Source organism: Diaphorobacter sp. JS3051 (assembly GCF_015832135.1).
Lineage (GTDB): Bacteria > Pseudomonadota > Gammaproteobacteria > Burkholderiales > Burkholderiaceae_C > Diaphorobacter > Diaphorobacter nitroreducens.
In genome coordinates, this window is the sequence record NZ_CP065406.1 from 2112100 (window position 1) to 2133776 (window position 21677).

The 21677-nt window shown below is 65.1% G+C and carries 24 protein-coding genes; 7 read left to right on the forward strand and 17 right to left on the reverse strand.

Going from position 1 to position 21677, the window contains the following annotated elements; translation table 11 throughout:
* Positions 1–30: 30 nt before the first annotated feature.
* From I3K84_RS10105 to I3K84_RS10115, 3 genes are read right to left on the reverse strand one after another with little or no spacing between them, the layout of a single operon-like run.
* The gene (locus I3K84_RS10105) at positions 31–1755 is read right to left on the reverse strand and encodes a type I secretion system permease/ATPase (RefSeq protein WP_196996030.1); all 1725 of its coding nucleotides are present in this window, start codon (positions 1753–1755) and stop codon (positions 31–33) included.
* 37 nt (positions 1756–1792) lie between these two features.
* Positions 1793–3556, reverse strand: a complete 1764-nt coding sequence (locus tag I3K84_RS10110; RefSeq protein WP_196996031.1) for a type I secretion system permease/ATPase — start codon at positions 3554–3556, stop codon at positions 1793–1795.
* Complete coding sequence (locus I3K84_RS10115; RefSeq protein WP_011804035.1) at positions 3553–4167, reverse strand: hypothetical protein; 615 nt, start codon at positions 4165–4167, stop codon at positions 3553–3555. Before I3K84_RS10115 ends, I3K84_RS10110 begins: the two co-directional genes overlap by 4 nt.
* Positions 4168–4624: 457 nt before the next feature.
* Between I3K84_RS10115 and I3K84_RS10120 the strand changes: the two genes are divergently transcribed.
* Entirely contained in the window at positions 4625–5443 is an 819-nt protein-coding gene (locus I3K84_RS10120) for a SapC family protein (protein ID WP_083766787.1), read from the forward strand.
* A 5-nt stretch (positions 5444–5448) separates the two neighbouring features.
* Positions 5449–6006, forward strand: coding sequence for a hypothetical protein (locus I3K84_RS10125; RefSeq protein WP_011804033.1), 558 nt, complete (start codon positions 5449–5451; stop codon positions 6004–6006).
* Between the two features lie 63 nt (positions 6007–6069).
* On the opposite strand, the gene I3K84_RS10130 is transcribed toward I3K84_RS10125, so the two are convergent.
* Together I3K84_RS10130 and I3K84_RS10135 are read right to left on the reverse strand one after the other, a co-directional pair.
* Positions 6070–7626, reverse strand: a complete 1557-nt coding sequence (locus I3K84_RS10130) for a glycosyltransferase (RefSeq protein ID WP_011804032.1) — start codon at positions 7624–7626, stop codon at positions 6070–6072.
* Positions 7627–7739: 113 nt separating this feature from the next.
* Positions 7740–8090, reverse strand: a complete 351-nt coding sequence (locus tag I3K84_RS10135) for a hypothetical protein (protein ID WP_172206100.1) — start codon at positions 8088–8090, stop codon at positions 7740–7742.
* Between the two features lie 51 nt (positions 8091–8141).
* On the opposite strand from I3K84_RS10135, the gene I3K84_RS10140 reads away from it, so the two are divergent.
* Positions 8142–9128 (forward strand): IS5 family transposase, encoded by a 987-nt coding sequence (locus I3K84_RS10140; protein ID WP_011806505.1) that lies wholly within the window; start codon positions 8142–8144, stop codon positions 9126–9128.
* A gap of 166 nt (positions 9129–9294) precedes the next feature.
* On the opposite strand, the gene I3K84_RS10145 is transcribed toward I3K84_RS10140, so the two are convergent.
* Positions 9295–10686 (reverse strand): IS701 family transposase, encoded by a 1392-nt coding sequence (locus I3K84_RS10145; RefSeq protein WP_196996032.1) that lies wholly within the window; start codon positions 10684–10686, stop codon positions 9295–9297.
* 148 nt (positions 10687–10834) lie between these two features.
* Between I3K84_RS10145 and I3K84_RS10150 the strand changes: the two genes are divergently transcribed.
* The gene (locus tag I3K84_RS10150; protein WP_085947529.1) at positions 10835–11518 is read left to right on the forward strand and encodes a site-specific integrase; all 684 of its coding nucleotides are present in this window, start codon (positions 10835–10837) and stop codon (positions 11516–11518) included.
* 24 nt (positions 11519–11542) lie between these two features.
* Here the strand turns inward: I3K84_RS10150 and I3K84_RS22445 are convergent, their stop codons facing one another.
* The 5 genes from I3K84_RS22445 to I3K84_RS10170 all read right to left on the reverse strand — a co-directional run bounded on the left by I3K84_RS22445 (position 11543) and on the right by I3K84_RS10170 (position 14606).
* On the reverse strand, positions 11543–11674 hold the full coding sequence (locus tag I3K84_RS22445) for a hypothetical protein (protein ID WP_255519514.1): 132 nt from the start codon (positions 11672–11674) through the stop codon (positions 11543–11545).
* Positions 11675–11683: 9 nt separating this feature from the next.
* Positions 11684–13198, reverse strand: a complete 1515-nt coding sequence (locus I3K84_RS10155) for an IS66 family transposase (protein WP_011804030.1) — start codon at positions 13196–13198, stop codon at positions 11684–11686.
* Positions 13199–13278: 80 nt separating this feature from the next.
* Positions 13279–13590, reverse strand: a complete 312-nt coding sequence (gene tnpB, locus I3K84_RS10160; RefSeq protein WP_011804029.1) for an IS66 family insertion sequence element accessory protein TnpB — start codon at positions 13588–13590, stop codon at positions 13279–13281.
* Between the two features lie 20 nt (positions 13591–13610).
* Entirely contained in the window at positions 13611–14018 is a 408-nt protein-coding gene (locus I3K84_RS10165) for a transposase (protein WP_041835871.1), read from the reverse strand.
* Positions 14019–14300: 282 nt separating this feature from the next.
* Positions 14301–14606, reverse strand: a complete 306-nt coding sequence (locus I3K84_RS10170; RefSeq protein ID WP_011804027.1) for a phage tail assembly protein — start codon at positions 14604–14606, stop codon at positions 14301–14303.
* A gap of 57 nt (positions 14607–14663) precedes the next feature.
* On the opposite strand from I3K84_RS10170, the gene I3K84_RS10175 reads away from it, so the two are divergent.
* Together I3K84_RS10175 and I3K84_RS10180 are read left to right on the forward strand one after the other, a co-directional pair.
* A complete protein-coding gene (locus tag I3K84_RS10175) occupies positions 14664–15116 on the forward strand; it encodes an antitoxin Xre/MbcA/ParS toxin-binding domain-containing protein (protein WP_011804026.1) in 453 nt (150 codons plus the stop codon).
* Positions 15116–15592, forward strand: a complete 477-nt coding sequence (locus I3K84_RS10180) for an RES family NAD+ phosphorylase (RefSeq protein WP_011804025.1) — start codon at positions 15116–15118, stop codon at positions 15590–15592. The genes I3K84_RS10175 and I3K84_RS10180 overlap by 1 nt, the downstream gene beginning before the upstream one ends.
* A 61-nt stretch (positions 15593–15653) precedes the next feature.
* Here the strand turns inward: I3K84_RS10180 and I3K84_RS10185 are convergent, their stop codons facing one another.
* Entirely contained in the window at positions 15654–17003 is a 1350-nt protein-coding gene (locus I3K84_RS10185) for a DNA cytosine methyltransferase (RefSeq protein WP_011804024.1), read from the reverse strand.
* Positions 17004–17218: 215 nt separating this feature from the next.
* Positions 17219–17431: a hypothetical protein gene (locus I3K84_RS10190; protein WP_041835870.1), complete on the reverse strand. Its 213-nt coding sequence runs from the start codon at positions 17429–17431 to the stop codon at positions 17219–17221.
* 249 nt (positions 17432–17680) lie between these two features.
* Here I3K84_RS10190 and I3K84_RS10195 point away from each other — a divergent pair, with 249 nt between their 5' ends.
* Entirely contained in the window at positions 17681–18451 is a 771-nt protein-coding gene (locus I3K84_RS10195) for a hypothetical protein (RefSeq protein ID WP_011804022.1), read from the forward strand.
* Positions 18452–18911: 460 nt separating this feature from the next.
* Here I3K84_RS10195 and I3K84_RS10200 read toward each other — a convergent pair whose 3' ends face one another.
* Genes I3K84_RS10200 through I3K84_RS10215 form a run of 4 tightly spaced genes read right to left on the reverse strand, consistent with a single transcriptional unit; the run spans position 18912 to position 21286 of the window.
* On the reverse strand, positions 18912–20024 hold the full coding sequence (locus I3K84_RS10200; RefSeq protein WP_011804020.1) for a transposase: 1113 nt from the start codon (positions 20022–20024) through the stop codon (positions 18912–18914).
* A gap of 35 nt (positions 20025–20059) precedes the next feature.
* Positions 20060–20875, reverse strand: a complete 816-nt coding sequence (locus tag I3K84_RS10205; protein ID WP_196996033.1) for a transposase — start codon at positions 20873–20875, stop codon at positions 20060–20062.
* The gene (locus tag I3K84_RS10210; protein ID WP_196996034.1) at positions 20872–21105 is read right to left on the reverse strand and encodes a DUF2442 domain-containing protein; all 234 of its coding nucleotides are present in this window, start codon (positions 21103–21105) and stop codon (positions 20872–20874) included. The genes I3K84_RS10205 and I3K84_RS10210 overlap by 4 nt, the downstream gene beginning before the upstream one ends.
* 16 nt (positions 21106–21121) lie before the next feature.
* Positions 21122–21286 (reverse strand): DUF4160 domain-containing protein, encoded by a 165-nt coding sequence (locus I3K84_RS10215; RefSeq protein ID WP_231403456.1) that lies wholly within the window; start codon positions 21284–21286, stop codon positions 21122–21124.
* Positions 21287–21677: the final 391 nt, after the last annotated feature.

The following is a 21677-nucleotide window of genomic DNA, read 5'->3' on the forward strand; positions in this document are numbered from 1 at the left end:
AGGCAGCCAGAAGCACTGGATAAACCAGGTTCAAGCCACCGCTGAAGCCGCCGTGGCAGCCGGGGCCGCCTGGGCATTGCGCAGCGCTGCCAGTACCGCGTCACGCGGCCCGTCTGCCTGAACCGTGCCGTTTTTGAGAATGACCAGACGATCGGCAACCGCCAAAATGCCAGGCCGATGCGTGACCAGCACCACGGTGCTGCCGCGCGCCTTGAGCGCCTGCACCGCACGCACCAGGGCCGCTTCGCCCACATCGTCCAAGTTGGCATTGGGCTCATCGAGCACCACCAACGCAGGGTTGCCGTAGATGGCACGCGCCAGGCCGATACGCTGGCGCTGCCCACCAGAAAGCAGCCCGCCCGCCTCGCCAATCGACGTGTCATACCCCTTCGGGAAGCGCAAGATCATGTCGTGCAGCCCCGCATTGGTGGCCGCCTCAATGACTTTTTGCGCATCAATCTCACCAAACCGCGCGATGTTCTCGGCAATCGAGCCCTCAAACAGCTCGATGTCCTGCGGCAGGTAACCGATATGCGGGCCCAGCTCGTAGCGGTTCCAGCCCGCGATTGGGCGCTCATCCAGCAGCACCTCGCCCACCATGTGCGGCCAGATGCCCACCATGCAGCGCGCCAGCGTGGACTTGCCGGACCCCGAAGGCCCCAGCACCACCGTCACGGTTCCTGGCTGCGCCTGCACATTGACGCCTTTCAAGATCGGCTCGGCGCGCCCCGGTGCCACCGCCACCACGTCGCGCAGCAACAAGGCGCCCTGCGGAGGCACGCGGGTCAAGGCGGGATCACGCTCGGGGTTGTCGCCCAGCAAACTTTCCAGCCGCTCGAATGCTGAGCGCGCATTGATGAAACCTCGCCACGTATTGACCAGCAGGTCGATGGGCGCCAGCGTGCGCGTCATCAGCACGTTGGCGGCAATCATTGCACCCGGCGTCAACTGGCCGTCAATCACCAGCAAGGCACCTGCACCCAGCGCCAGAGACTGCTGCGAATAGCGAATGAACTTGCTCCATGCAGTGATGCGGTGCGTCACCGCCTGGGCCTGCCCCTGCAGCCGCTGGGCCTGTGCATGCCGTGCCTGCCAGCGTGCGCGCACGTTCTGCACGATGCCCATGGGCGCCAGCACCTCCACATTGCGCAGCTTGGCCTGCAAAAACAAAGCCTCCTCAGAGCCTGCAGCCTGCGCCTGCCCCGCCGGAGCCACCGTCTGGCGATGGCCAAACCACACCAACGCAGCCTGAACCAGCGCGAAAAAGATCGCCAGATAGCCCAGCATGGGGTGCAAAAAGAACACCACGGCCAGGTAAATGGGTGACCAGGGAGCATCGAACAGCGCAAAAATGCCATTGCCCGTCAAAAACTGCCGCAACTGCACCAAATCGCCAAACGCCTTGGCCGTGCTGCTCTCGGACTGCTTGAGGTTGCTCTCAAAACTGGCATTGAACACGCGGGTGCTGAGCATGTTGTCCAGCCGCATGCCGGCACGCACCAGCACGCGCGAGCGCATCCACTCCGAAAAAGCGCCCACCAAGAACAAAAACAGCGTAATCAACGACAGCATCAGCAGCGTCAGCTCGCTGTGGCTGAGCAGCACACGGTCAAACACCTGCAGCATGTACAGCGTGGGCGTCAGCATCAGCACATTGGCCACCATGCTGAACACACCCACCACCAAAAACTCGCGGCGAAAAGCCCACAGCGCGCGCGTCAGCTCACTGCGGTCAAAGAAACCAGGGTTCGTCATCGTTGGACTCATGTCGTCTTTTTTCTACGGTGGCCGGTCAAGCAGGCGCCTGCGCGTTCTGCAAAGATGCCCTGGGCGCCGCACCACCGGCCGGCGTTGCCTGCGCCGCCTGCCGGGCCGCCTGATTCAGCGCCGCCAGCACTTCGTCGCGCGGGCCAAAAGCCTGCTGCTGACCATCGCGCAGCACCAGCAGCAAATTGGCCACACCCAGCACGCTGGTGCGGTGGGTGATCACCACCACGGTGGCGCCGCGGGCGCTAGCCTGCTTCAGCGCGGCCGCCAGGGCGGCGTCGCCCTCTTCGTCCAGGCTGGAGTTGGGCTCGTCAAGCACCACATACACTGGGTCACCGTACAGCGCACGCGCCAGCCCCACACGCTGGCGCTGGCCGCCAGACAGCCGCGCACCGCCCGGCCCCACCAGCGTGTCATAGCCCTGCGGCAGCTCGCTGATCAACTCATGCAGGCCCACGGCCCGCGCCGCCGCCTCTACCTTGGGCCTGTCCACCTCACCAAAGCGCGCAATGTTCTCGGCCACCGTGCCCTCAAACAACTCCACGCCCTGGGGCAGATAGCCTACGTGGGGCCCCAGCTCGTCTTTGTTCCAGGCGTGCACATCCACCCCGTCCAAACGTACCTTGCCTACGCTGGCAGGCCACAAGCCCACCAGGGCGCGCGCCAGTGTTGTCTTGCCCGATGCCGAAGGCCCCACCACGGCCAGCACATCGCCCGGCTTGAGCGCAAACCCAATGCCGCGCAGGATGGGCGTATTGCTGCCGGGCGCCCCGGCCACCAGTTGCTCCACCTGCACGCTGCCACGCGGGGGCGGCAAAGGCATGGCGGGCGGCTTGACCGGCACGGCGGCCAGCAGCGCGTCCAGCCGGTTCCAGGCATCGCGCGCGTTGACCACTGTTTGCCACTGCGTGACGATCTGCACCAGCGGGGCCAGCATGCGCCCGCCCAGGATGGAGCTGACGATCATCATGCCGCCGCCACCGCGCAGCTCGTTGTATAGCATCAGCCAGCAGGCCAAGCCCAGCAACATCGAGCTAAGCACGTTTTGCAGCAACTTGCTCAGCGCCTGAAAACCGCCTGCGCTCTCTGACGCCTGGGCCTGCAGCTGCAAAAACTCCTGCTGCTTGGCAATCCAGCGGCGGTGCGTATTGCGCAGCATGCCCATGGCCTCGATCACCTCGGCATTGCGCAGCGTGCCATCTGCATACTGCTGTGCGGCGATCGCCGTGCGGTTGGCCTCCATCAGCGGCGGCTTGGTGCGCCGCTCGTTGAGCCAGGTCACTCCCACCTGCAACACGCCGAACACCACGGCCGACCAGCCCAGCACCGGGCTGATCAGGAACAGCAGCACCATCATCACCAGCGCGATGGGCGCCTCCATGATGGCCAGCAGCGCCGGCGAATGCAGGAATTCGCAGATCTTCCTGAAGTCCTGCATCGGCTGCACCGTGCCGCCGGGCACGCGGCGCACATTGGCCTCGAAGATCGCATCGAACACGCGCACGCGCAGCTTGCGGTCCAGGGCCTCGCCGGCCGCGCGCATCACCTCGCCGCGCGCCCATTCCAGCACCTCCATGAGCACGAAGGCCCCGAGCACCGCCACCGTCAGCCACCACAGCGTGAGATGGTTGCGGCTGTTGACCACGCGCTCGTACACCTCGAGCATGTAGCCCGAGGGCGCCAGCACCAGCAGGCTCGCGAACAGGCTGAACCAGGCGGCGCGCACGTAGTAGGGGCGCAGGGCCACGACGGCCTGGCGCAATTCGGAAGGGGCTTGGGTTGGGTTCATACGGCCTCGTCGACCATCACATATTCGGGAATCTCGCCCGGCTCCGGCGGCGCCAGCGCGCCCTCGGCCGCGGCGGCCGGCTGCGCCTGGTCCACCAGCAGGAAAGACAGTTCGTAAATGCCGTCGGCACGGCGCGACAGCACGATCTCGCGCAGCTTCTGCGCATGAAAGCGCGCCTCGACCTCGGCATCCAGCGACAGCTGGAAGCGCATGCGCCCGTCGAGCGTGAACATCGACAGCTGCCCCGCCTTGAGGCTCAGCGTGTGGCGGTCGAAATACACCGGGCAGCTGTCGGCAAAGCGCAGCAGCGGCAGGGGCCGCTCGCCCAGCTTGTCCAGGTGCAGCGGGCTGTCGGGGTGCTGGAACACCATGCGGCAGGTGCGCGACACCGAGTAGATCGCGTTGCACACCATCTGCGAGCCCATGTCCGGAAACTGCTCGCGCAGCTGGCGGTAGGCCAGGTGGTGCAGGGCCACCCGGTTCCACACCCGCGTGGACTGCACCAGCGGCGCCAACGCATTGCACAGCTGCGCAAAGCCCTGCTGCAAGGCCTGCAGGCGCTGGGCCTGCTCGGGCGAGGTGTTCAGGGGAATGCGGAGAATGGCGTCCATGGCAGGCTGCGCAGTCTAACAAGAACTCCTATATGAATTTCATATAAGAGACCGCGACGGCGAAAAAACAACGCGTGCGGCAACGCATGGATCCGGCCTGCATCACCCGCCCTCCCCTCACCACCACAGGCTTGTGTACGCACACATCTTTTTCAGTAGCAATGCCATCAGACTGGGCGCGGCTGTTACCCCTTCCCCCACTGGGGGAAGGTGGGGATGGGGGCCCGCTGACGCGTACGCAACGCATGAAAAAACAGGCCGTGGCGGCCCCACCCCAACCCTCCCCCAGCGGGGGAGGGAGCAAAACCGCGCCCCGCTTTGGACTACGTGCCATTCGCAAAGAGGTGTGCATACGCTATGCCAAGTAAAGCAAAACCGCGCTGCGCGCCATGCGCACAATACCCGGCACGGCCCCCGCGGCGTTATGCTGCGCCGCACCTTCCCGCACCCACCCAACATGACCGACACCCCCTCCAACCCGACCGCCAACCCCTTGACGCCGCTCTCGCGCCAGCAGCACGGCCAGCTGCGCTGGCGCGGCCCGGCCGACTACGGCTTTGCCCGCCACGACCAGCTCTGCCCCCTGGTGCTGCAGGAGCTGCCCAAGGCCGCCCTGGCCCTGCCCATCGGCTTCGTCGCGCAGCAAGAGCAGTTCCTGCCCGTCGCCATCCAGGGCCTGCAGGCCGGCCGCAACCTCTACGTGGCGCCCGACGGCCGCTGGCTTGCCGGCTACATCCCCGCGCCCTACCGCAGCTACCCCTTCCGCCTGGCCCGCACCGAGGACGGCCAGCAGGTGCTGTGCATCCACGCCGATAGCGGGCTCGTGGGCCCCGGCGACGGCCAGCCCTTCTTCGACGAGCAGGGCCAGCTCTCCCCGGCCACCGCCCAGGTGCTGCAGTTCTTCCAGCAGCTCGAGGCCAACCGCCAGCACACCACCGCCGCCTGCGCCCTGCTGCAGCAGCACGGGCTGATCCAGCCCTGGCCGCTGCGCCTGCAGACCGATGCCGGCACGCAGGAACTGGGCGGCCTGCTGCGCATCGACGAGGCCGCGCTGAACCGGCTCTCCGGGCCGGCACTCGAAGCGCTGCAGCGCGGCGGCGCCCTGCAGCTGGCCTATTGCCAGCTGCTGTCCATGCAGCACCTCGCCAGCCTGGGCCGGCTTGCGACCCTGCATGCCCAGGCGCGGCAGGCGCCGCCCCCGGCGCCCGCGCCGGCGCGCGACCTCGACCTGGAATTCCTGAACCAGGGCGGCACGCTGCGGCTCGGCGCGCTGTGAGCGCCATGCCCGAGGCTGTACCGCCGGCCCCGGTGCTGCAGCGCATCACCACGGCCTACGACCCCGCGCAGGACCGCATGCGCCTGGCCGGCGAACGCGCCGACGGCAGCACGCTCACGCTGTGGCTCACCCAGCGCCTGCTCAAGCGCCTGCTGCCGGCCCTGTGGCAATGGCTGGAGCGCCACGACGCCCCGGCCGGGGCGGCGCACTCCGCCCGCCTGCCCGGCTACCACAGCGATGCCGTGCACGGCTTTGCCCAGCAGGCCGCGCGCGCCCAGCTGCCGCCGCAGCCCCCGGTCACCCCGCACGAGCGCAGCCCGCAATGGCTGGTGCACAGCATCCAGCTCTCGGCCGGCGCGTCGGGCGTGGAGCTGCGCTTCAGCGGCGAACCAGGCACCGATGCCCCGGTCGGTCTGACGCTCGCCGCCCAGCCCCTGCGCCAATGGCTGTCGATACTGCAGCAGCAGTACCACGAGGCCGAATGGCCTACGCAGGACTGGCCCGCATGGCTCGCGGCAGCGGCCGGCCCGGCCGCCCCCGCGGGCCGGGCCATGCTGCATTAGGGAACGCTCTCAAATAAAGAGCTGCCAGCGCTTGCCTGACGGGCGCCACCAGCCGATTTGGCTTCAAACCAGCGGCGGCGCGGCCTCCATCGCCTCCGCCTCCGCCTCCAGCAACTGGCGCACACCCGCCAGCGCCTGCACCGCCTCCTGCAGCAGCGCATCGGCGGCCTGGCGACCGGCCTCGGCGCTGTCGCGGGCGCGGCCCGCCTGCTCCAGTTGGGCCTGGGCCAGCGCCGCGGCCTGCTGCGCCTGGTCGCGCGCCTGCTCGGCCCGGGCCAGTTCGGCGCGCAGGGCCTGGGCCGCGTCCGGCGTGGGCGCCGGGGCCGGCGCCGCGGCGCCGTCGGCCAGCGCCTGCAGCCATTGCAGCTGGCGCGGCAGGCAGACGCCGTGCAGGTCGTACCGCGCCTGCACGCATTGCCGCGCCTGCGCGCCCAGGCGCTGCCGTTCGGCCGGCGCCTGCAGCAGGCGCGCCACCTCGTCCGCCAGGGCCTCGGCGTCGAAGAACTCCAGCAGCCGGCCGGTCTCGCCATCGGCGAGCACCTCGCGCACCGGCGCGGTGTCGCCGGCCACCACGGCGCAGCCGGTGCTCATGGCCTCCAGCAGGCTGCGCGACAGCGCGAGCGGGTAGGCCCAGTGCACATGCACCGCCGCCAGCTGCAGCACGGCCACCACATGGGCGTGGGGCAGCGGCCCCAGGAAATGCACGCGCTGCCAGTCGGCCTCGGGCATCTGCGGGAGCACCTCGTCGATGAGGTGCTGCTTCCAGCTGCGCCCGTCCGCAGGCAGCGGGCCCTGGCCCGGGCCCTCCGCGCCCACGATGAGCACCCGCGCCGCGGGGCGCTGGGCCAGCAGCCGCGGCAGGGCGCGCATCACCACCTGCAGGCCGCGCCGCGGCTCCAGGCTGCGGGCCACGAAGCTCACGACCTCGTCGCCGGGCGCCAGCGCCACGTCGCCGGGCAGCGTCGCGCGCACCTGCGCGTTCGGCGCCAGCGCTTCGGTGTCGATGCCGTCGTGCGCCACCCACAGCCGCTCGCGCCACGGCGCGGGAAACCGCGCCGCCTGCCAGTCGGTGGGCACCAGCAGCCCGTCCGCCTCGCGCAGGTGCAGGTCCAGTTGGGCATTGCGCATGCGCAGCTGCGCCTGCACCAGCGCCTCGGCGCGTGCGCGCGCCGCCGCGTCCAGGGCCTGTAGCGGGCTCAGGCCCGGGTCATGGTCCGCATGCCGCGCACTCGCCGCGTCGTGGTAGTGAGCGCCCCACAGGCCCAGGCGGGCGCCGGGCCACACCGCCTTCAGGAACAGGCTGTCGCCCAGGCCCGCATGGGCCAGCATCACGTGGGGCGCGAACCCCTGCTCGTCGCGCAGCGCCAGCGCGGCCTGCAGCGCCGCCTCGCCGCGGATCGCCCGCAGCTCCAGCTCGGCCACCCAGCCCTGCGCCCCCGGCGTGCCGCCGCGCGGCAGGCCATAGGCATGCACCTGCACGCCGGGCACGTCGAATTCGGGGGCGGCGCCCTCGGGGGGCTTCTGGCACAGCGCCCGCACCGCATGCCCCTGCTGAACCAACGCCTGCGCCACATGGCGGAACTGTGCCGGGAACCCCGGGTGCACGAAAAGAATACGCATGGACCTCATTCACTCAAAAAAGCCGTGGGCTGCCCATGCAGCCCAAGTGCGAGTGAATTTATCGCGTCCCGGAGGGGATTCCCGCTGTTTTCTTGTATCAATTCTCGCCCGGCTCAGGCCAGCTGCAGCGCCTTCAGGATCGGCAGGCGCTTCTCGGCCAACTCGGCGGCCTGGGCGGTGAGCTCGGCCAGGTTCTGCTCGGGCGTGTCCAGCGCCCTGCCCTGCTTGACCAGGCGCTGCCCCTGCACGGCCAGCAGGTTCCACACGAAGCCGGCCCAGTCCTGCGGGGCCTTGTGGCCGTGCTGGCGCGCGAGCAGGAACAGCTGCTGAAAGCGTGGCACGCTGACACCACCGCCGGTGACCGGGCTGGCCAGGTAGTTCAGCTCGCTGCTGCTGCGCGCCTTGGTCATCAGGTGGGTGTTGAGGCGCTCGGTGCGTTTCTTCGCCTTAGGGACTCTCTGCACGAATCCCTGTACGATGTGGCTGAGCAAGCCTGAAGCTCAGACAATAAGCGCATGAAGCAAAGCAGCCTGGGCCTGAGCAACACCACCAAACGCACCCGCAAGCGCGAATTTCTCGATGCCATGGAGCTGGTGGTGCCTTGGGCTGAGCTGGTCTCGCTGATAGAGCCCTACGCACCCGAGAGTGGGCGCCGGGGCCAGCAGCCATTTGCAGTGAGCACGCTGCTGCGCATCCACTTCATGCAGCAGTGGTTCAAACTCAGTGACCCCGCCATGGAAGAAGCCTTGCACGACGTGCCAGCCTTTCGGGACTTTGCAGGCCTGTCCCACTGGGACGCACAGATCCCCAGTGAATCGAGCATCCTGCGCTTTCGTCACATGCTGGAGCGCCACAAGCTGGCCGATCAGATCCTGGCCACCGTGAATGCGCTACTGCAAGCCAAGGGGTTGCAACTCAAGGCAGGCACCGTAGTGGATGCCACGCTGATTGCTGCGCCCAGTTCAACCAAAAACCAAAGTCACGAGCGTGACCCCGAGATGCATCAAAGCAAGAAGGGCAATCAGTGGTACTTCGGTATGAAGGCCCACATTGGGGTGGATGCAGACTCAGGCCTGGTGCATACGGTGCGAGGCACCAGCGGCAATGTCGGTGATGTGGTCGAGGCCAACAGCCTATTGCACGGGCAGGAGACAGACGCCTTTGGTGATGCAGGCTACCAAGGTGTAGACAAGCGGCCCGATGCCAACAAGAACGTACGTTGGCATGTGGCCATGCGCCCAGGGCTGCGCCGGGCTTTGGACAAAGACAGGCCTGTGGAGGCTCTGATTGACCAGTTGGAGCGCACCAAGGCCAGCATCCGGGCTAAGGTCGAGCATCCTTTCAGGGTGCTCAAGCAGCAGTTTGGGTATGTGAAGGTGCGCTACCGAGGGCTCAAGAAGAACACGGCGCAGATCATCACGCTGTTTGCGCTCTCAAACCTGTGGATGGCGAGGCACAAGTTGCTGACTTGCATGGGGCAGGTGCGCGTGCAGGGAGCGTAGTGCTTTCAATATCGGGGCAATAGCCCTCGCGCAGCGCCTGCGGCAAGCGCTGCACCAGTCCAATTGCTCAAAGTGAGTGCTGTTTTAGTTCAGGCATCGCCGTGACACAGGCAGAACTGATTCGTGAAGAGCTTCCCTAGTCTTACTGTGTCATAAAAGTAGTTTTTCACTCATGCTGATGCGGCCGCAGCAAGGGCACTGTCCCAGACGGTCTATGAGTGCGTAACTCAGCAGATGACGCAAGCTTGTGATCGAGTTGTCCACGTGCCGCTGTGCGCGCAGGCCTGCCTCTGGGGATGTAATCTTGGGGAACGGCAGGCACTTGGCGTTCGATGAAGTTTTTTTTACCCCCGGCAGGCTTGTCGGCGATAAGTCGCTCGCTCATCAAGAAGGCGTAGGCTGCGATGCTCAAGCTCGCATGGTGGTGGAACCCTCGCCAGCCGCGCCCCTCGTAGTGCCCCAAGCCGAAGTCCTGCTTGAGGTCTTGGTAGTCGCGCTCGATACGCCAACGCTGGTAGGCGCAGCTGACCAAATCGTTCAAGGCAGTGCTCTCGGGCAGCGTTGACAGGATGTATTTGACTGGCTCGGCCTGCTCCACTGGCCACTCGATGAGCAACCACTCTTGCGGGCGCAGACTCGCCTTGCCAGCATTGCCACCAGCGTGACGCACCCGCACCGCTGCGAACCGTCCCGTGAGTGGCGCGTTGGTGCCCTCGCGCCAACTGATTGTCTGGAACGCCTGCGCCGGTAACGACAAAGCCAGGGCCTTGACGCTCATCGGTTGCAACTGAGCGGTGCGCCTTGGCGTCACTGGGGGCCTGCCTTTGCCGCTGTAGGTCTCAGGTGGCAGTGGCTCGACGCCAGGGGGCCAGACTACGACCGCTGAGGTCACCCCCACCGCATAGTGCAACCCCATGTCGCTGAGCGCCTGCCGGAACGCGGTGTCCACGCCGTAGCCTGCATCAGCCAACACGCAGTGTCGGGGTGCACCCTCGCTCAGCAGGGTGCGCAACTGATGCAAGGCAATCTGTGTCTTGGTCGCAAAGCGAACCGACTCTGGTACGCCTGTGCGCTTGCGTCGCTCAGCGTCTTGCGCCCAGTCCTGGGGCAAATAGAGCTGCCATGCCACAGGAATGCTGCCTTGATCGCAAGCCAGCGAGACGCTCACCGCCACCTGGCAGTTGTCCTGTTTTCCAGGCATGCCGCAGTATTGACGGGCTACGCCCACCGAGTGCACGCCCTTTTTGGGAAAGCCCGTGTCGTCGATGATCCACCAGCCTCCTCGGCTGAAATCCATGTGTGGCACAACCCACTGGCAGACCCGGCGCAGAACTTCGACATCGGACCATTGGGCCTTAGCCACAAAGTGATGAAGTGCTTGGTGCCTTGCACTGGCATGAAGCGGATCCACCCGCGCGGCCATGGGCTCCACACTCTTTCGCGATAGTGGCAGCATCAAACCTGTGCAATAACCCTTGAGACCTGCGTAGCGATCTGCGTGTCCCAGCGCCCGCGACAAATGCGCCATGTACTGGTCAAACCGTTCACTCGCACTCATCGTCCCTCACAAAAAGAATTGGGAGGATTCATGATGCCACATTTATGACACAGTAGGACTAGAGGACATTGAGGCCTACCACCATGCTGACCTGGCCCGCGGTGCGGCGCGAGGCTCCGCCAACCGGCGCATCATCTTGCTGCGCTACATGTTCAATCTTGCACTCAAATGGGAAGTGCCCGGAGTGCTCAAGAATCCGGCCAAGCATGTGCAACTGGCCGATCCGCAGAATGCGAGGGAGCGGTTTCTTTCACCCGAGGAGATGGTTCGACTGCAGCAGGCTGTGCAGGACAGTCCCAACAAGATGCTGCGCTTTATCGTGCCAGCCTTGTTGCTGACCGGCATGCGCAAACGCGAGGTATTGGATGCCAAGTGGGCAGACATTGACCTACAGGCCAAGACCTGGTTCCTGCCCGATACGAAGTCAGGCAAGCCACGGGTGGTGCAGCTCTCAGATGCCCTGGTGGGCATGCTCCAGGCCATGCCCCGGCGCGGTGAGACGCCCTGGGTGTTTGCCAACCCGGCCACCGGCAAGCCTTTCGTTTCCATCTTCTACGCCTGGAACTCGGCACGCAAGAGGGCCGGCTTGGCAGATATCCGTGTGCATGATTTGCGCCACACGTTTGCCAGCTTGCTCATCAACAGCTCGTTTGAGCTGTACGACGTGATGCATGCGCTGGGGCACACGCAGATGCGAACGACGATGCGCTACGCGCATCTCTCGCGTGCCAGGAAGTCGGCTGCGGCCGATGCAGCAGCGCTGCAATCGGGCCTGCAGAGCTGGTTGCCGGTGGCTGCAGCCAACGAAGGGGCGTTCTTGAAGTCTGCCTGAGGCCGTGTTGTGCCGAGCGGCCGCTCAGTGCGGGCCTACGGCGCCGTCATAGAACAGTGTTTTGCTGTAATGCACCTGAAATCGAGCCTTCACAGCAAAGAGCTCGATTTCACGTATCCGTCCGGCCACCCCATATTGACCGTCGCCGGCGGTCATGACTGAGACTCAGATCGTGGCGCTCTGCCACCGATGCGGCAACAGTTCCCCGATGCGGCTGTCCTTGTGTGTGGGCAGTCGGGTCATCACATCCTTGAGGTAAGCGTGTGGGTCGTGGCCATTGAGCTTGGCCGACTGGATCAGGCTCATCACGGCAGCCGCACGCTGTCCCGCCCGCAGCGACCCGGCAAATAACCAGTTCTTACGACCGAGCGCGACCGGTCGCATCTGGTTCTCGATCCAGTTGTTGTCGATCGGCAGTTGGCCGTTGTCCAGCAAGCGCGTGAGCGGCTGCCAGCGCCGCAGGCTGTAGTCGATGGCCCGTGCCGTGGCTGAACCCTCGGGTACCTTACTGCGGTGCTCGCTCAGCCAGGCGTGCAATTTGTCCACGATCGGGCGGCTGTGCTGCTGGCGCATTCGCAGCCGCTCGGTGCCATCGACATTGCTCGCCTGCCTCTCCACCTCGTAGAGCTGCCCGATCTGCACCAGCGCCTGCTCGGCGATCTGGCTCTTGTTGGCTGCGTGCAGCTCAAAGAACTTGCGCCGGGCGTGCGCCCAGCAAGCCGCTTCGGTGATGTGCTCGCCCATGAGCTGCTTGTAGCCCGCAAAGTCATCGACCAGCAGCGTGCCGCGCCAGCCGTTGAGAAATTCACCGGCGTGCTTGCCCGCGCGGCTTTCGCAGAAGTCGTAGACCACGGCCTTGAGGTCTTCGTGCCGCCCCGGGGTGTAGGCCCACAGGTAGGCGCGGTGCGTCTTGCCATCGCGCTCGCTGCCGCGCTTGAGCATCTGCACCGGGGTCTCATCGGCGTGCACGATGCTGTGTGCGAGCACCTCCTGACGCAGCGCATCGACCAGCGGCTGCAGTTGCACGCCGCAGCTGCCCACCCACTGCGCCAGGGTCGAGCGTGCCAGCGGCACCCCAGCACGGGCATAGATGCTCTCCTGGCGGTACAGGGGCAGGTGGTCCGCGTACTTGGCCACCAGCACCTGGGCCAGCAAGCCGGTGGTGGCCAGGCCCTTGTCGATGATGTGCGCCTCGACCGGCTGCTGCTTGAGCGTCTGGCAGCACGCGCACACCCATTTGCCGCGCACATGGCGGTGCACCATGAACACGCCGGGCGTGTAGTCGAGCTTCTCGGCCACGTCCTCGCCCATGCGGCGCATGGCCTGGCCGCAGCACTCAGTCACCTCGGGCTCGTGTGTGAATTCCTGGCGCAGCAGTTGTGCCGGCAATGGCAGGCGCTTGGGTTGCTGGCGTGGGCTGCGCTCTTCAGCCGAGCGCAGCTGCTCGATCTCCTCATCCACCGCCTGCAGGTCTTCTTCGAGCGCGTCTTCCAGCAGACTGCGCTGATCGGCGTTCAATGCCTCGGTCTTGGCGGCGAACTTCAGCCGCTTGAGGATGGCCATCTCGTAGCTGAGCTTGTCCAGCAGCGTCTGCTTGTGTTTGAGCTCGCTCATGAGGTGCTGCAGCATCTGGCGCATTTGCGCCTCGTCCATGCTCTGCAGATCCACCGGTTCGTTCATGGCCGTCATCATCCCCGATGGGTGGGCAGCCGCCTACTGGCATATCCACGAATTGAACGCCGCCCCAGGGGCGACCAACATCACAGCACCGTGATCACAGCGTCTTCTCCCAGGCGCTGCCAGGGCAAGCCCGTGACCAGGGCTTGCAGTTGTTCGACGCTGAGTGTGAGCCGAGGACCCAGGCGCTCATCGCCCCAGGCAAACTTGCCCTGGTTCAGGCGCCTTGCGGCCAGCCAGACGCCAAAGCCATCGTGCACCAGTACCTTCAGGCGGTTGGCCCGTGCGTTGGCAAAGAGATAAGCGTGGTGCGGGCGGGCCGCGCCAAAGACTTGCACCACTCTGGCCAGGGCCGTCTCGGGGCCGGCGCGCATGTCCAGCGGTTGCGTGGACATCCAGACCGCATCGACCCGGATCACCGCAACACCTCGCGCAAGAGCGCCCCGCACTGGCCCAGTGGGCACTGCAGGCTGACCACCAGTTCGCCGCGTTGCAGGCGCACATGGACTGGCGCAGACGGCAGCGGTAAAGGCGCGGATGGCGGTAATGCAGCCAGCGCCTGCTCCTCATGGGTGCTGTCCGCCATTGCCGTCAGCGGCAGCGAGATGAAGCCGGGCTCAGCATCCGAACAAACGCCCGGTTGAGCGCGCACAGGGCCCGCCTCCCGAATCCATCGGTGCACCATGTTCGCGTGCAGCCCGTGCGACAAGGCCACACCACCGACACTGGCACCGGGCTGCGCGCACGCAGCCACCAACTGTGCCTTGAACGCTTTGCTGTATTCACGCCGGCGCGGCCGGCCTTCGCTTGAAACCTGTTCCATCGTCTCCACGATCCTCCAATCGTGGGCACGATGCCCGCTTCTCACGGCGCGTTCAATATGGGGTCACCGGACGGATACGATTTCACGAGCATTTTTGCGATTGGAACGGTCGCCCGACAGTATGCACATGAACGCGGTATTACGTACCCCACAAGGTGGACAGCCGCCGCGCCAACGACAAGGCCTCGACCAACTCACTCACCTCCAGGACGAGAAGTTCAGATCGAGGCCAGTGGGTGTAGAGAGCGAGTTCCACCACGAGGGCGGGCAGCTCGCCCGGATTCACTGCAAAAACCCGCCCAGCACCTTCTGCAGTTGGGCGTAGTCCTTCATGTCGAGCCGGTGGATCACCGCTGGCGGCAGTTCGGCCAGATTGGCAATCAGCCGGATTTTGCGTTCGGCATCGGTGCCGGCGGCTTTCTGCGCGGTGAGATGGTCGCCCACCGTGGGGCGGCGTAGCGCAATCTCCTTGATTGGCAGGCCATCGTGTTCGATGGGGAAAGTGAGGGTGATGTGTTCAGTGGTGTTTACCGTGATTCCTTTGAAAGCGTGTGTAATGAATACGAGTGGGACAGGCGCCCTGGACATTAACGCCAATTTTGACTAAACTTCATGCCAAATGGCTTTACCCCATAGGAGAACATCATGACCACTGCCAGCGTGCATTCCTCGGTTGCTTCGGCGTTGAACCTTCTCGGTGGCGAGGCGGTGCTGCATGCCCGCCCCCGGGTAGTCATGGACTGGATTCCCCTGGTGCGTCGGGGGCTGCCATCAGCCTCAGTCGATGCCCTGGTGCGTCTCACGCGCATCACGCAGACCGAGCTGGCGCACGCACTGGCCATTCCGGAGCGCACACTGGCCAGGCGCAAGCGTGAGGGTGCGTTGTCGGCCGAGGAATCCGCCAAGTTCGTTCGCTTTGCCCGCGTGGTCGAGCGCGCCGAAACCGTCTTTGAAGACACCGACAGTGCGCTGAGTTGGCTGCAAAGCCCGAATGCATCGCTCGGTGGCGTGACCCCTCTGTCGCTGCTGGACACGGATATTGGTGCCGACAGCGTACTGGACACCTTGGGGCGGATCGAGCACGGGGTGTTTGCCTGATGCGCACCGTCTGGCGCATCACTACTGCGCGCTTTGCTCAGACAGCCTTCAGCGGTGAAGGCGCGAGGCTTTACGGCGGGCGCTGGAATCCAAAGGGCTGGGAGGTGGTCTATACCGCCGAATCCCAGTCTTTGGGCTTGCTTGAACTGATGGTGCAGGACGATCCCTTGCGGGCGCACTACGTGCTGATTCCCGCACAGCTGCCTGACGATCTGCCCGAGACACGCATCAACATCGAACAACTACCCGACGATTGGCGCACCATCGGTGCGAGAGATGTCCTTCAGTCCATGGGGCAAGCGTGGCTGCAAGGTGCCCAGACGGCGCTATTGAGCGTTCCCAGCGCCGTGGTGCCGGCGGAGCGCAACATTCTCATCAACCCACGCCATCCGGATTTCGCCCGCATTGTGTTGGGGGCCCCCCAGTCCTTGCATACTGATACTCGCCTGCTGCGCAATCTTGGCAAACCCATCTGACAGCAGGTCGCCGTGCCAGACAAACTGCCTGCAGTGGTTTCGCATGCAGTCTCCCTACCTTTCAGGTCTGTGCCTGCCACAGCGCCCGGCCAATGGCCGTCACCAGCCCCGTCACCAACGCATTGCCCATCAAAAACCCTCGCTTTGCGGGCGTGATGCCGGCAATGTCCGTGAAGCCCCGGGCAAACCCGTTGAGCACTTCCAGCTCCTCGGGCACCAGGCGCCGAAGCCGCCCATCCGCATGCCGCACCACGTGCGTCGTGCGCGACGCACCAGCGCCACCTTCGCTCGTGATGACGGTGCGTGCCGGCGCGTCCAACCGGTCCGGAAACGCCATCGCGCCCTCGCTGAAATGGTAAGCATGGCCATGCGCACTGACACGCGCAATCGACTTGGCTGCCTTGAGCCGCTGCCACTTGGGCAACGCGGCATCCGCCAAAAAACATGCCGGCGCCACCGCCTCGCCCGTCTCGCGCACGACATCGCCCAGTGTCAGGGCCTGTGCCAAGCCGGTGAACTCCGTGAAATCCGTCAGTTTCTGGGCCACCAGGGGTGCTGTGCACACCCAACCTGCCGCACACACCCCGCCCGAGGCAAAGCCGCTGCCGCGCTTGAGCGGCACATACGACATCGCCGCAAAATCTCCAACAGGCAAAGAAAACACCTGCAGCTTGCCCCCGTCTTTGACACTTGCGGGCAAAGCCTTGGACAGCACCCCCGCGCTGAGCAACCACGGCAAGCTGCCCTGCTGGGCCTCTCCCGCACATGCCGCCATCCGGGTATACAGCGGCGTGCTCTCATGCGCGGCCACCATGAACAACCTGCGGCGCTTTTGTGCAAACCCGTAGTCCGCTGCATTGACCACCCGCCACTCGACCGCATAGCCTTCTTGCTGCAGGGAGACCAGAATCCGGGCAAAGTCTTGCCCTGGACACGTGGCCGGCGAAGAGAGCAACCGGTCCACGTTCTCCAGCACCAGGTACTTCAGCGGTGCGCCCGCTGCGCGGCGCGCTTGCAGCATCCGGCTGACCGCCCACCACATCACCCCCTTGTCCCCTTGAAGCCCCTGCGAATGGCTCAGCGGCTTCGCCACGGAGTAGTCTTGGCATGGAAAGCCCCCGACCAACACATCCGGGCACAGTGCATCAAGGCTCGCCATCAGCGCCGGCTCCTGCAGCACTTCGAAGATGTCCTCGTTGACCAAGTCCTGCACTCCCCAGCGCGCGCGGTAGACCTCGGCCGCCCACTGTTTTTTGCTCGCGGGCTCATACTGATTGGCCCACACCACTTTAAAAGCGGCCTGCTGCGCTGGTGTGCGCACTTGCTCAAGCCCTTGGCGAAACCCGCCCACCCCCGCAAACAGCTCCATCACGCGCAGGGTTCCCGTACCCTGGTTTTTTATACCCAACATCTGTCATCTCCGGTAAAAACCCGGCGACGACGGCGTTGAGCGGCATGCAACCCTTGCACGCACCAGACAACTCAGCGGCCATATCGGCCGGACTGAGAGGTCTAGGGGGTGGGGTTTAGCCTTTTTGCGGGGGGCGAAAAAAAACCGCAGGTCGTACAACCCGCGGTCTCAATCAGTGGCAATCCCTCAAAAATCAGCCTTGTGTTGGTATGTCCTCAGTCTTGGTGGTGTCCACCTTCTTTCTTGAGCAACCCCTCGAGACCATCGCTGTCCAGCGTGATCCCGGCCAGCAGGCCGGCAAACACGGACACCGATGCAGAGGTCTGCAGCAACTCAGGCGCCCCGAGCTGCAGGGGCACCTGCCAGCGGCAGCGAGGCAGTGGGCGGTGGCTGTTCACCAAAGCGGTGGTGTCTTTGTCAATACGCATGTCATGTCCTTTCTTTCGAAAATGGCCTGAGAACACCCTGTCCTCCTTGCGTATAGCGACTGGCGCACAGCACGCACGCGCAAAAAAACCCTGCTCCCGCAAAAACTTGGAATCTTTCTTGTTCGCGCGCACAGCGCGCTCGCTATACCCAGCAAAGCCCCGGCCCACAAGGCTTTGCCTTGTTGGTGCCGGTGCCCGCCGCCCGCCCGGCACTTCAAAACACAGCCAGAACGATTCAAGGAGACCCGCATGAGCCACACCCCTGGCCACGACCCCCTGGTGCACACGCACCTCTCGAGCTACCTGCAGCGCATTTGCGACCATGTGCGCCTGGGATACCGCCACTGGTGCAGCGGCACGATCCGCGTGGACAAAGCGGCGGCGCTGGTGCGCAAATTCGACCGCCTGTACGCCGTGGGTCGCTCGCGCCACCAGCGCGCATGGGCACGTCACAAGGGTGAGGCCGCTGCCGTGCTGCTGCTATATGCGCCCACGGTGCCAGGTACCGCCGACACCGCCGAAGCCGATGACGACGCCCTGCTGTGGACGCTGCTGCTCACCCCTGGCCAGAGCCTGGCCCAGCAGCTGGAAGTGCTGCACGACGCAGGCACGGCCACCGGGCGCGTGCAGGTGCGGGACTTTGAGCTCGTGCAGTTGCCCCGCGCAGGCCAGGCCCACAGCGCCTGGACCTGGCGCCTGAGCGAAGGGGCTTACCAAGGCTGGCGCGCCCATCTGATTGACACCGCCCGGCGCAGCCCCTGGCTGCTGCCAGGGCAGGTGCAGCGCCTTGCGCGCACCCCCGGTTTTGCTGGCTGCCGTGTGCAGGTCAAGAAACTGCAGCAACTGGCGCGCGCCGAACACCAGCGGCGCATGCCGGGCCAAGCCGTCCTGGCGCTGCCGCGCGTGCTGTACGTGCAGCGCCTGGCCAGCGGCCAGCTGCGACTGTCGCAGCTGCGCCGTCGCTATACAGCGCAGACCTCGTGTGCTGCCAACACAAGGGGTGACAGAACCTGCCACTGAACCGTGCGCGGGGGCTGCCACCCCCGCTGCATCGAGACTTCGAGGCTGGAAAGCCTCACGATTCCGTCGCCAATCGGGATCAGACTGCGATAGCCGCATGCGCGTAGTTGCGCTGGTGCGGCTGTAACGGGGCGCTGCAGGCTGCAATGCCTGCTTCGACCCCATTCGAGACACAGGACAGAACGAGTTTGGGCGACACGGACACGGCCGCCGGGAGCAAATGCCCGGATGTGCCTGTCGATGGGCGTGTGGGTAGCAGGCAGGTGTGTACGGGTGCAGCCAAGGCACTGCTTAAGGTGCTCGACAAAGCCCCCGAGGCAGCCCTCGCAGCCCTGCATTGAAACTGGAGCGGCTTTCTGCTGTGGCAATGAAGGTGAGGGGGCCTTTTGTGAGCCCCTCGGAAGAATGATTTTGATAGCTGCCAGCGCTTGCTGCATAAGCGCTGGAGGCCTATTTGGCTTCAAGCCACGCGTTCTGGTCTGGGGGACAGCATTTGGCGGGCGGTGGCCATGCCGCGCAGGGCGCGTGCCTGGCGCCGGGCAGCCAGTTGAGCCAAACTGGCCGGCGTGCCCACCGCGTTGGCAAAGGAGCGAAAAAAGGTATCGGCGCAGGCAATGAACGCCTCGGTGTCCATGCCCAGGCGCTGCAGCAAGGGCGGCACATGGTGGGCAATGGTGCCACGCTTTGTGGGGTGAACCACGCGGCCCACGGTGTCCACCAAGTCCAGGTATTCCTGCAGCCCGAACGGTACTGCCTGGGCAAACCTGCCGGTAGGGTCGAACGGCATCAGCGGTGCCTCGGGCAGGCAGGCCAGGGCCTGCTCGGGCAGCAAGTGGGGCAGAGGCGCAGCGGCGCCAGGCGCGCTGCTGTGCTGCGCAGCCTGCAGAGGCGCCTGCGGCGCCTGCACCGGCACAAAGGGCTGGCCCCGCAGCTCGGCCAGGCGGGCGGCGATGGCCGTGTGGGCGCTGTCCTCCAGGCTCTCGGCCATGCCGGCGCGCACCGGGTTCAAGTCCACATAGGTCATGGCCGACAGCAGGGCCTGCTCGTCCAGCAGCGCCTGGCTCTTGAAGCGCCCCTCCCAAAAGCGGCCTTTCACGCCGTCTTCGGCATTGGCCTGGCGCGCAATCGACTCGTTGAGCACGCGCATGAACCACGACAGTTCAAACAGACGGGCGCGGTAGGTGTCCGCCAGTGCTTGCACCTGCTCGAGTTGCGCCTGGCCCATCAGGGCGCGCTGCGGCGGCTGCAGGAACTGCTGCACCAGCAAGGGGCCGGTGAAGAGCTGCGTCCAGCGGCGCAGCACCTCTTCATCGCTCCAGCCGCGGGCACGTGCTGCATCCACGCGCAGCACGACGTGGTAGTGGTTGCTCATGACGGCGTAGGCTGCCACGTCGATGGCAAAGACCGAGGCCAATTCACGGATGCGCGTTTCCACCCAGCCACGGCGGTGTTCAAAGTCCTGACCGGAGTGCGCGTCGTGCCCGCACAGGAAGGCGCGGCGCACGCAGCGGTTGACAACGTGGTACCAGGGCGTATCGGCCAGGGAAACGAGGGCGCAGCGGGGGCGGGTCATGGGGTGAGTGTAGGGCGTGCTGATTATTTAGGCAACTAAAGTGGGTGTCCTTTTATTCTCAACGGTGCCTCGGGCAGCGCTGATAGCTCTTCTTCTGATCGCAGGCTGGGCCATTGCGGGCTTGGCGTGGGTGCCGTTTCATCCGCAGTCTGGGGCAAGGCAGGCAGTGCGGTCGCTGCCACAGGTGCCCGCACGGGCACAAAAGCTTGGCCCAGCAGCTCGGCCAGGCGCGCGGCAATGGAGGTGTGGGCACTGTCCTGCAGGCTTTCGGTCATGCCGGCGCGAATGGGGTTGAGGTCCACATAGGCCATGGCGGCCAGCAGGGCCTGCTCGTCCAGCAGCGCCTGGCTTTTGAAGCGCCCTTCCCAAAAGCGCCCGGTACAGCCGTCCTCGGCATTGGCTTGGCGGGCAATGGTTTCGTTGAGCACGCGCATGAACCACGACACATCGGCCAGCCGCTGCCGGTACAGCGCAGCAAACTCGCGCACTTTCAGGCGCTCCGCCTCGCCCAGCGGCACGCCGCCCAAGTGGCGCTGCACCAGCACCGGACCGGTGAACAGCTGCGTCCAGCGGCGCAGCACCTCATCGTCGCCCAGGGCCTCGGCGCGGGCAGCGTCCACCCGCAGCACGGCGTGGTAGTGGTTGCTCATCACCGCATAGGCCGCCACGTCGATGGTGAAGACCGAGGCCAGCTCGCGGATGCGCGTTTCTATCCAGCCCCGGCGGTGGTCAAAGTTGCCGCCCGTGGCGGCATCATGTCCGCACAAAAATGCGCGGCGCACGCAGCGGTTGACGACGTGGTACCAGGGCGTGTCGGCCAGCGAAATCAGGCTAGAACGTGGGCGGGTCATGGCTTCAAGCCCACCTGAGGCGCCCTGGCGCCGCGCAGCAGCCCCTCGGTGCTCAAATCTTCGTCAATATCAGGCCAATGGATGCCATAGCCCCCACCAGCCAGCTCCCAATGGCTGCGTTGCTGGGGCGTGGCGTTGGCCAATCTGGGGTACCAGACCAACGGCACCGCAATCGTGCGCCCGTCCATCAAATCGACCACCAAACGCGCATCTTCTACGACCACATGCATTGCGCGCACGTCTGTTTCAGGTGCCAAAGAATGCATTCCATGCCTCCTTTAAAGAAGATTGGTGAATTTTCACCATCCGTTGAATCTTGCTTAAATCTTGTGCAGAGAAACCCATGCTGCGTGCAACCGCCGCATCATGTAACCACACTTTGGCGGTCGCTGCATCCTTGTCGATATGCACATGGGGCGGCTCGTTCGGCTCGTGGCTATAAAAATAGAACCGAAATCCATCCACTCTCAAAATTGTTGGCATATGTTGTTTGGCCAGCAGGCTTAGCGGGGGCGGGGCATGCGGCCTCAGTGTAGGCAGTGCTACGGATTGAGGCAACTAAAGTGGGTGTCCTTTGTATTGCTGTGCCAACAGGGATGAGATCGACGTTTACCTCATCAATGGCGCAATCGTCATTGACGAAAAAGAAGCTCAGTCGATGGCGAACCAGCAGGATTTATTGGCAGCGGGATGACTACAAGTTGCGATAAAACACCCACCCTGAGTTCCGTCGTCACAAACGATCACTGCTCTTTGTGTTAACGCCTCCGGCACTCTCGGCAGCAGATCGAAAGCCCAACTA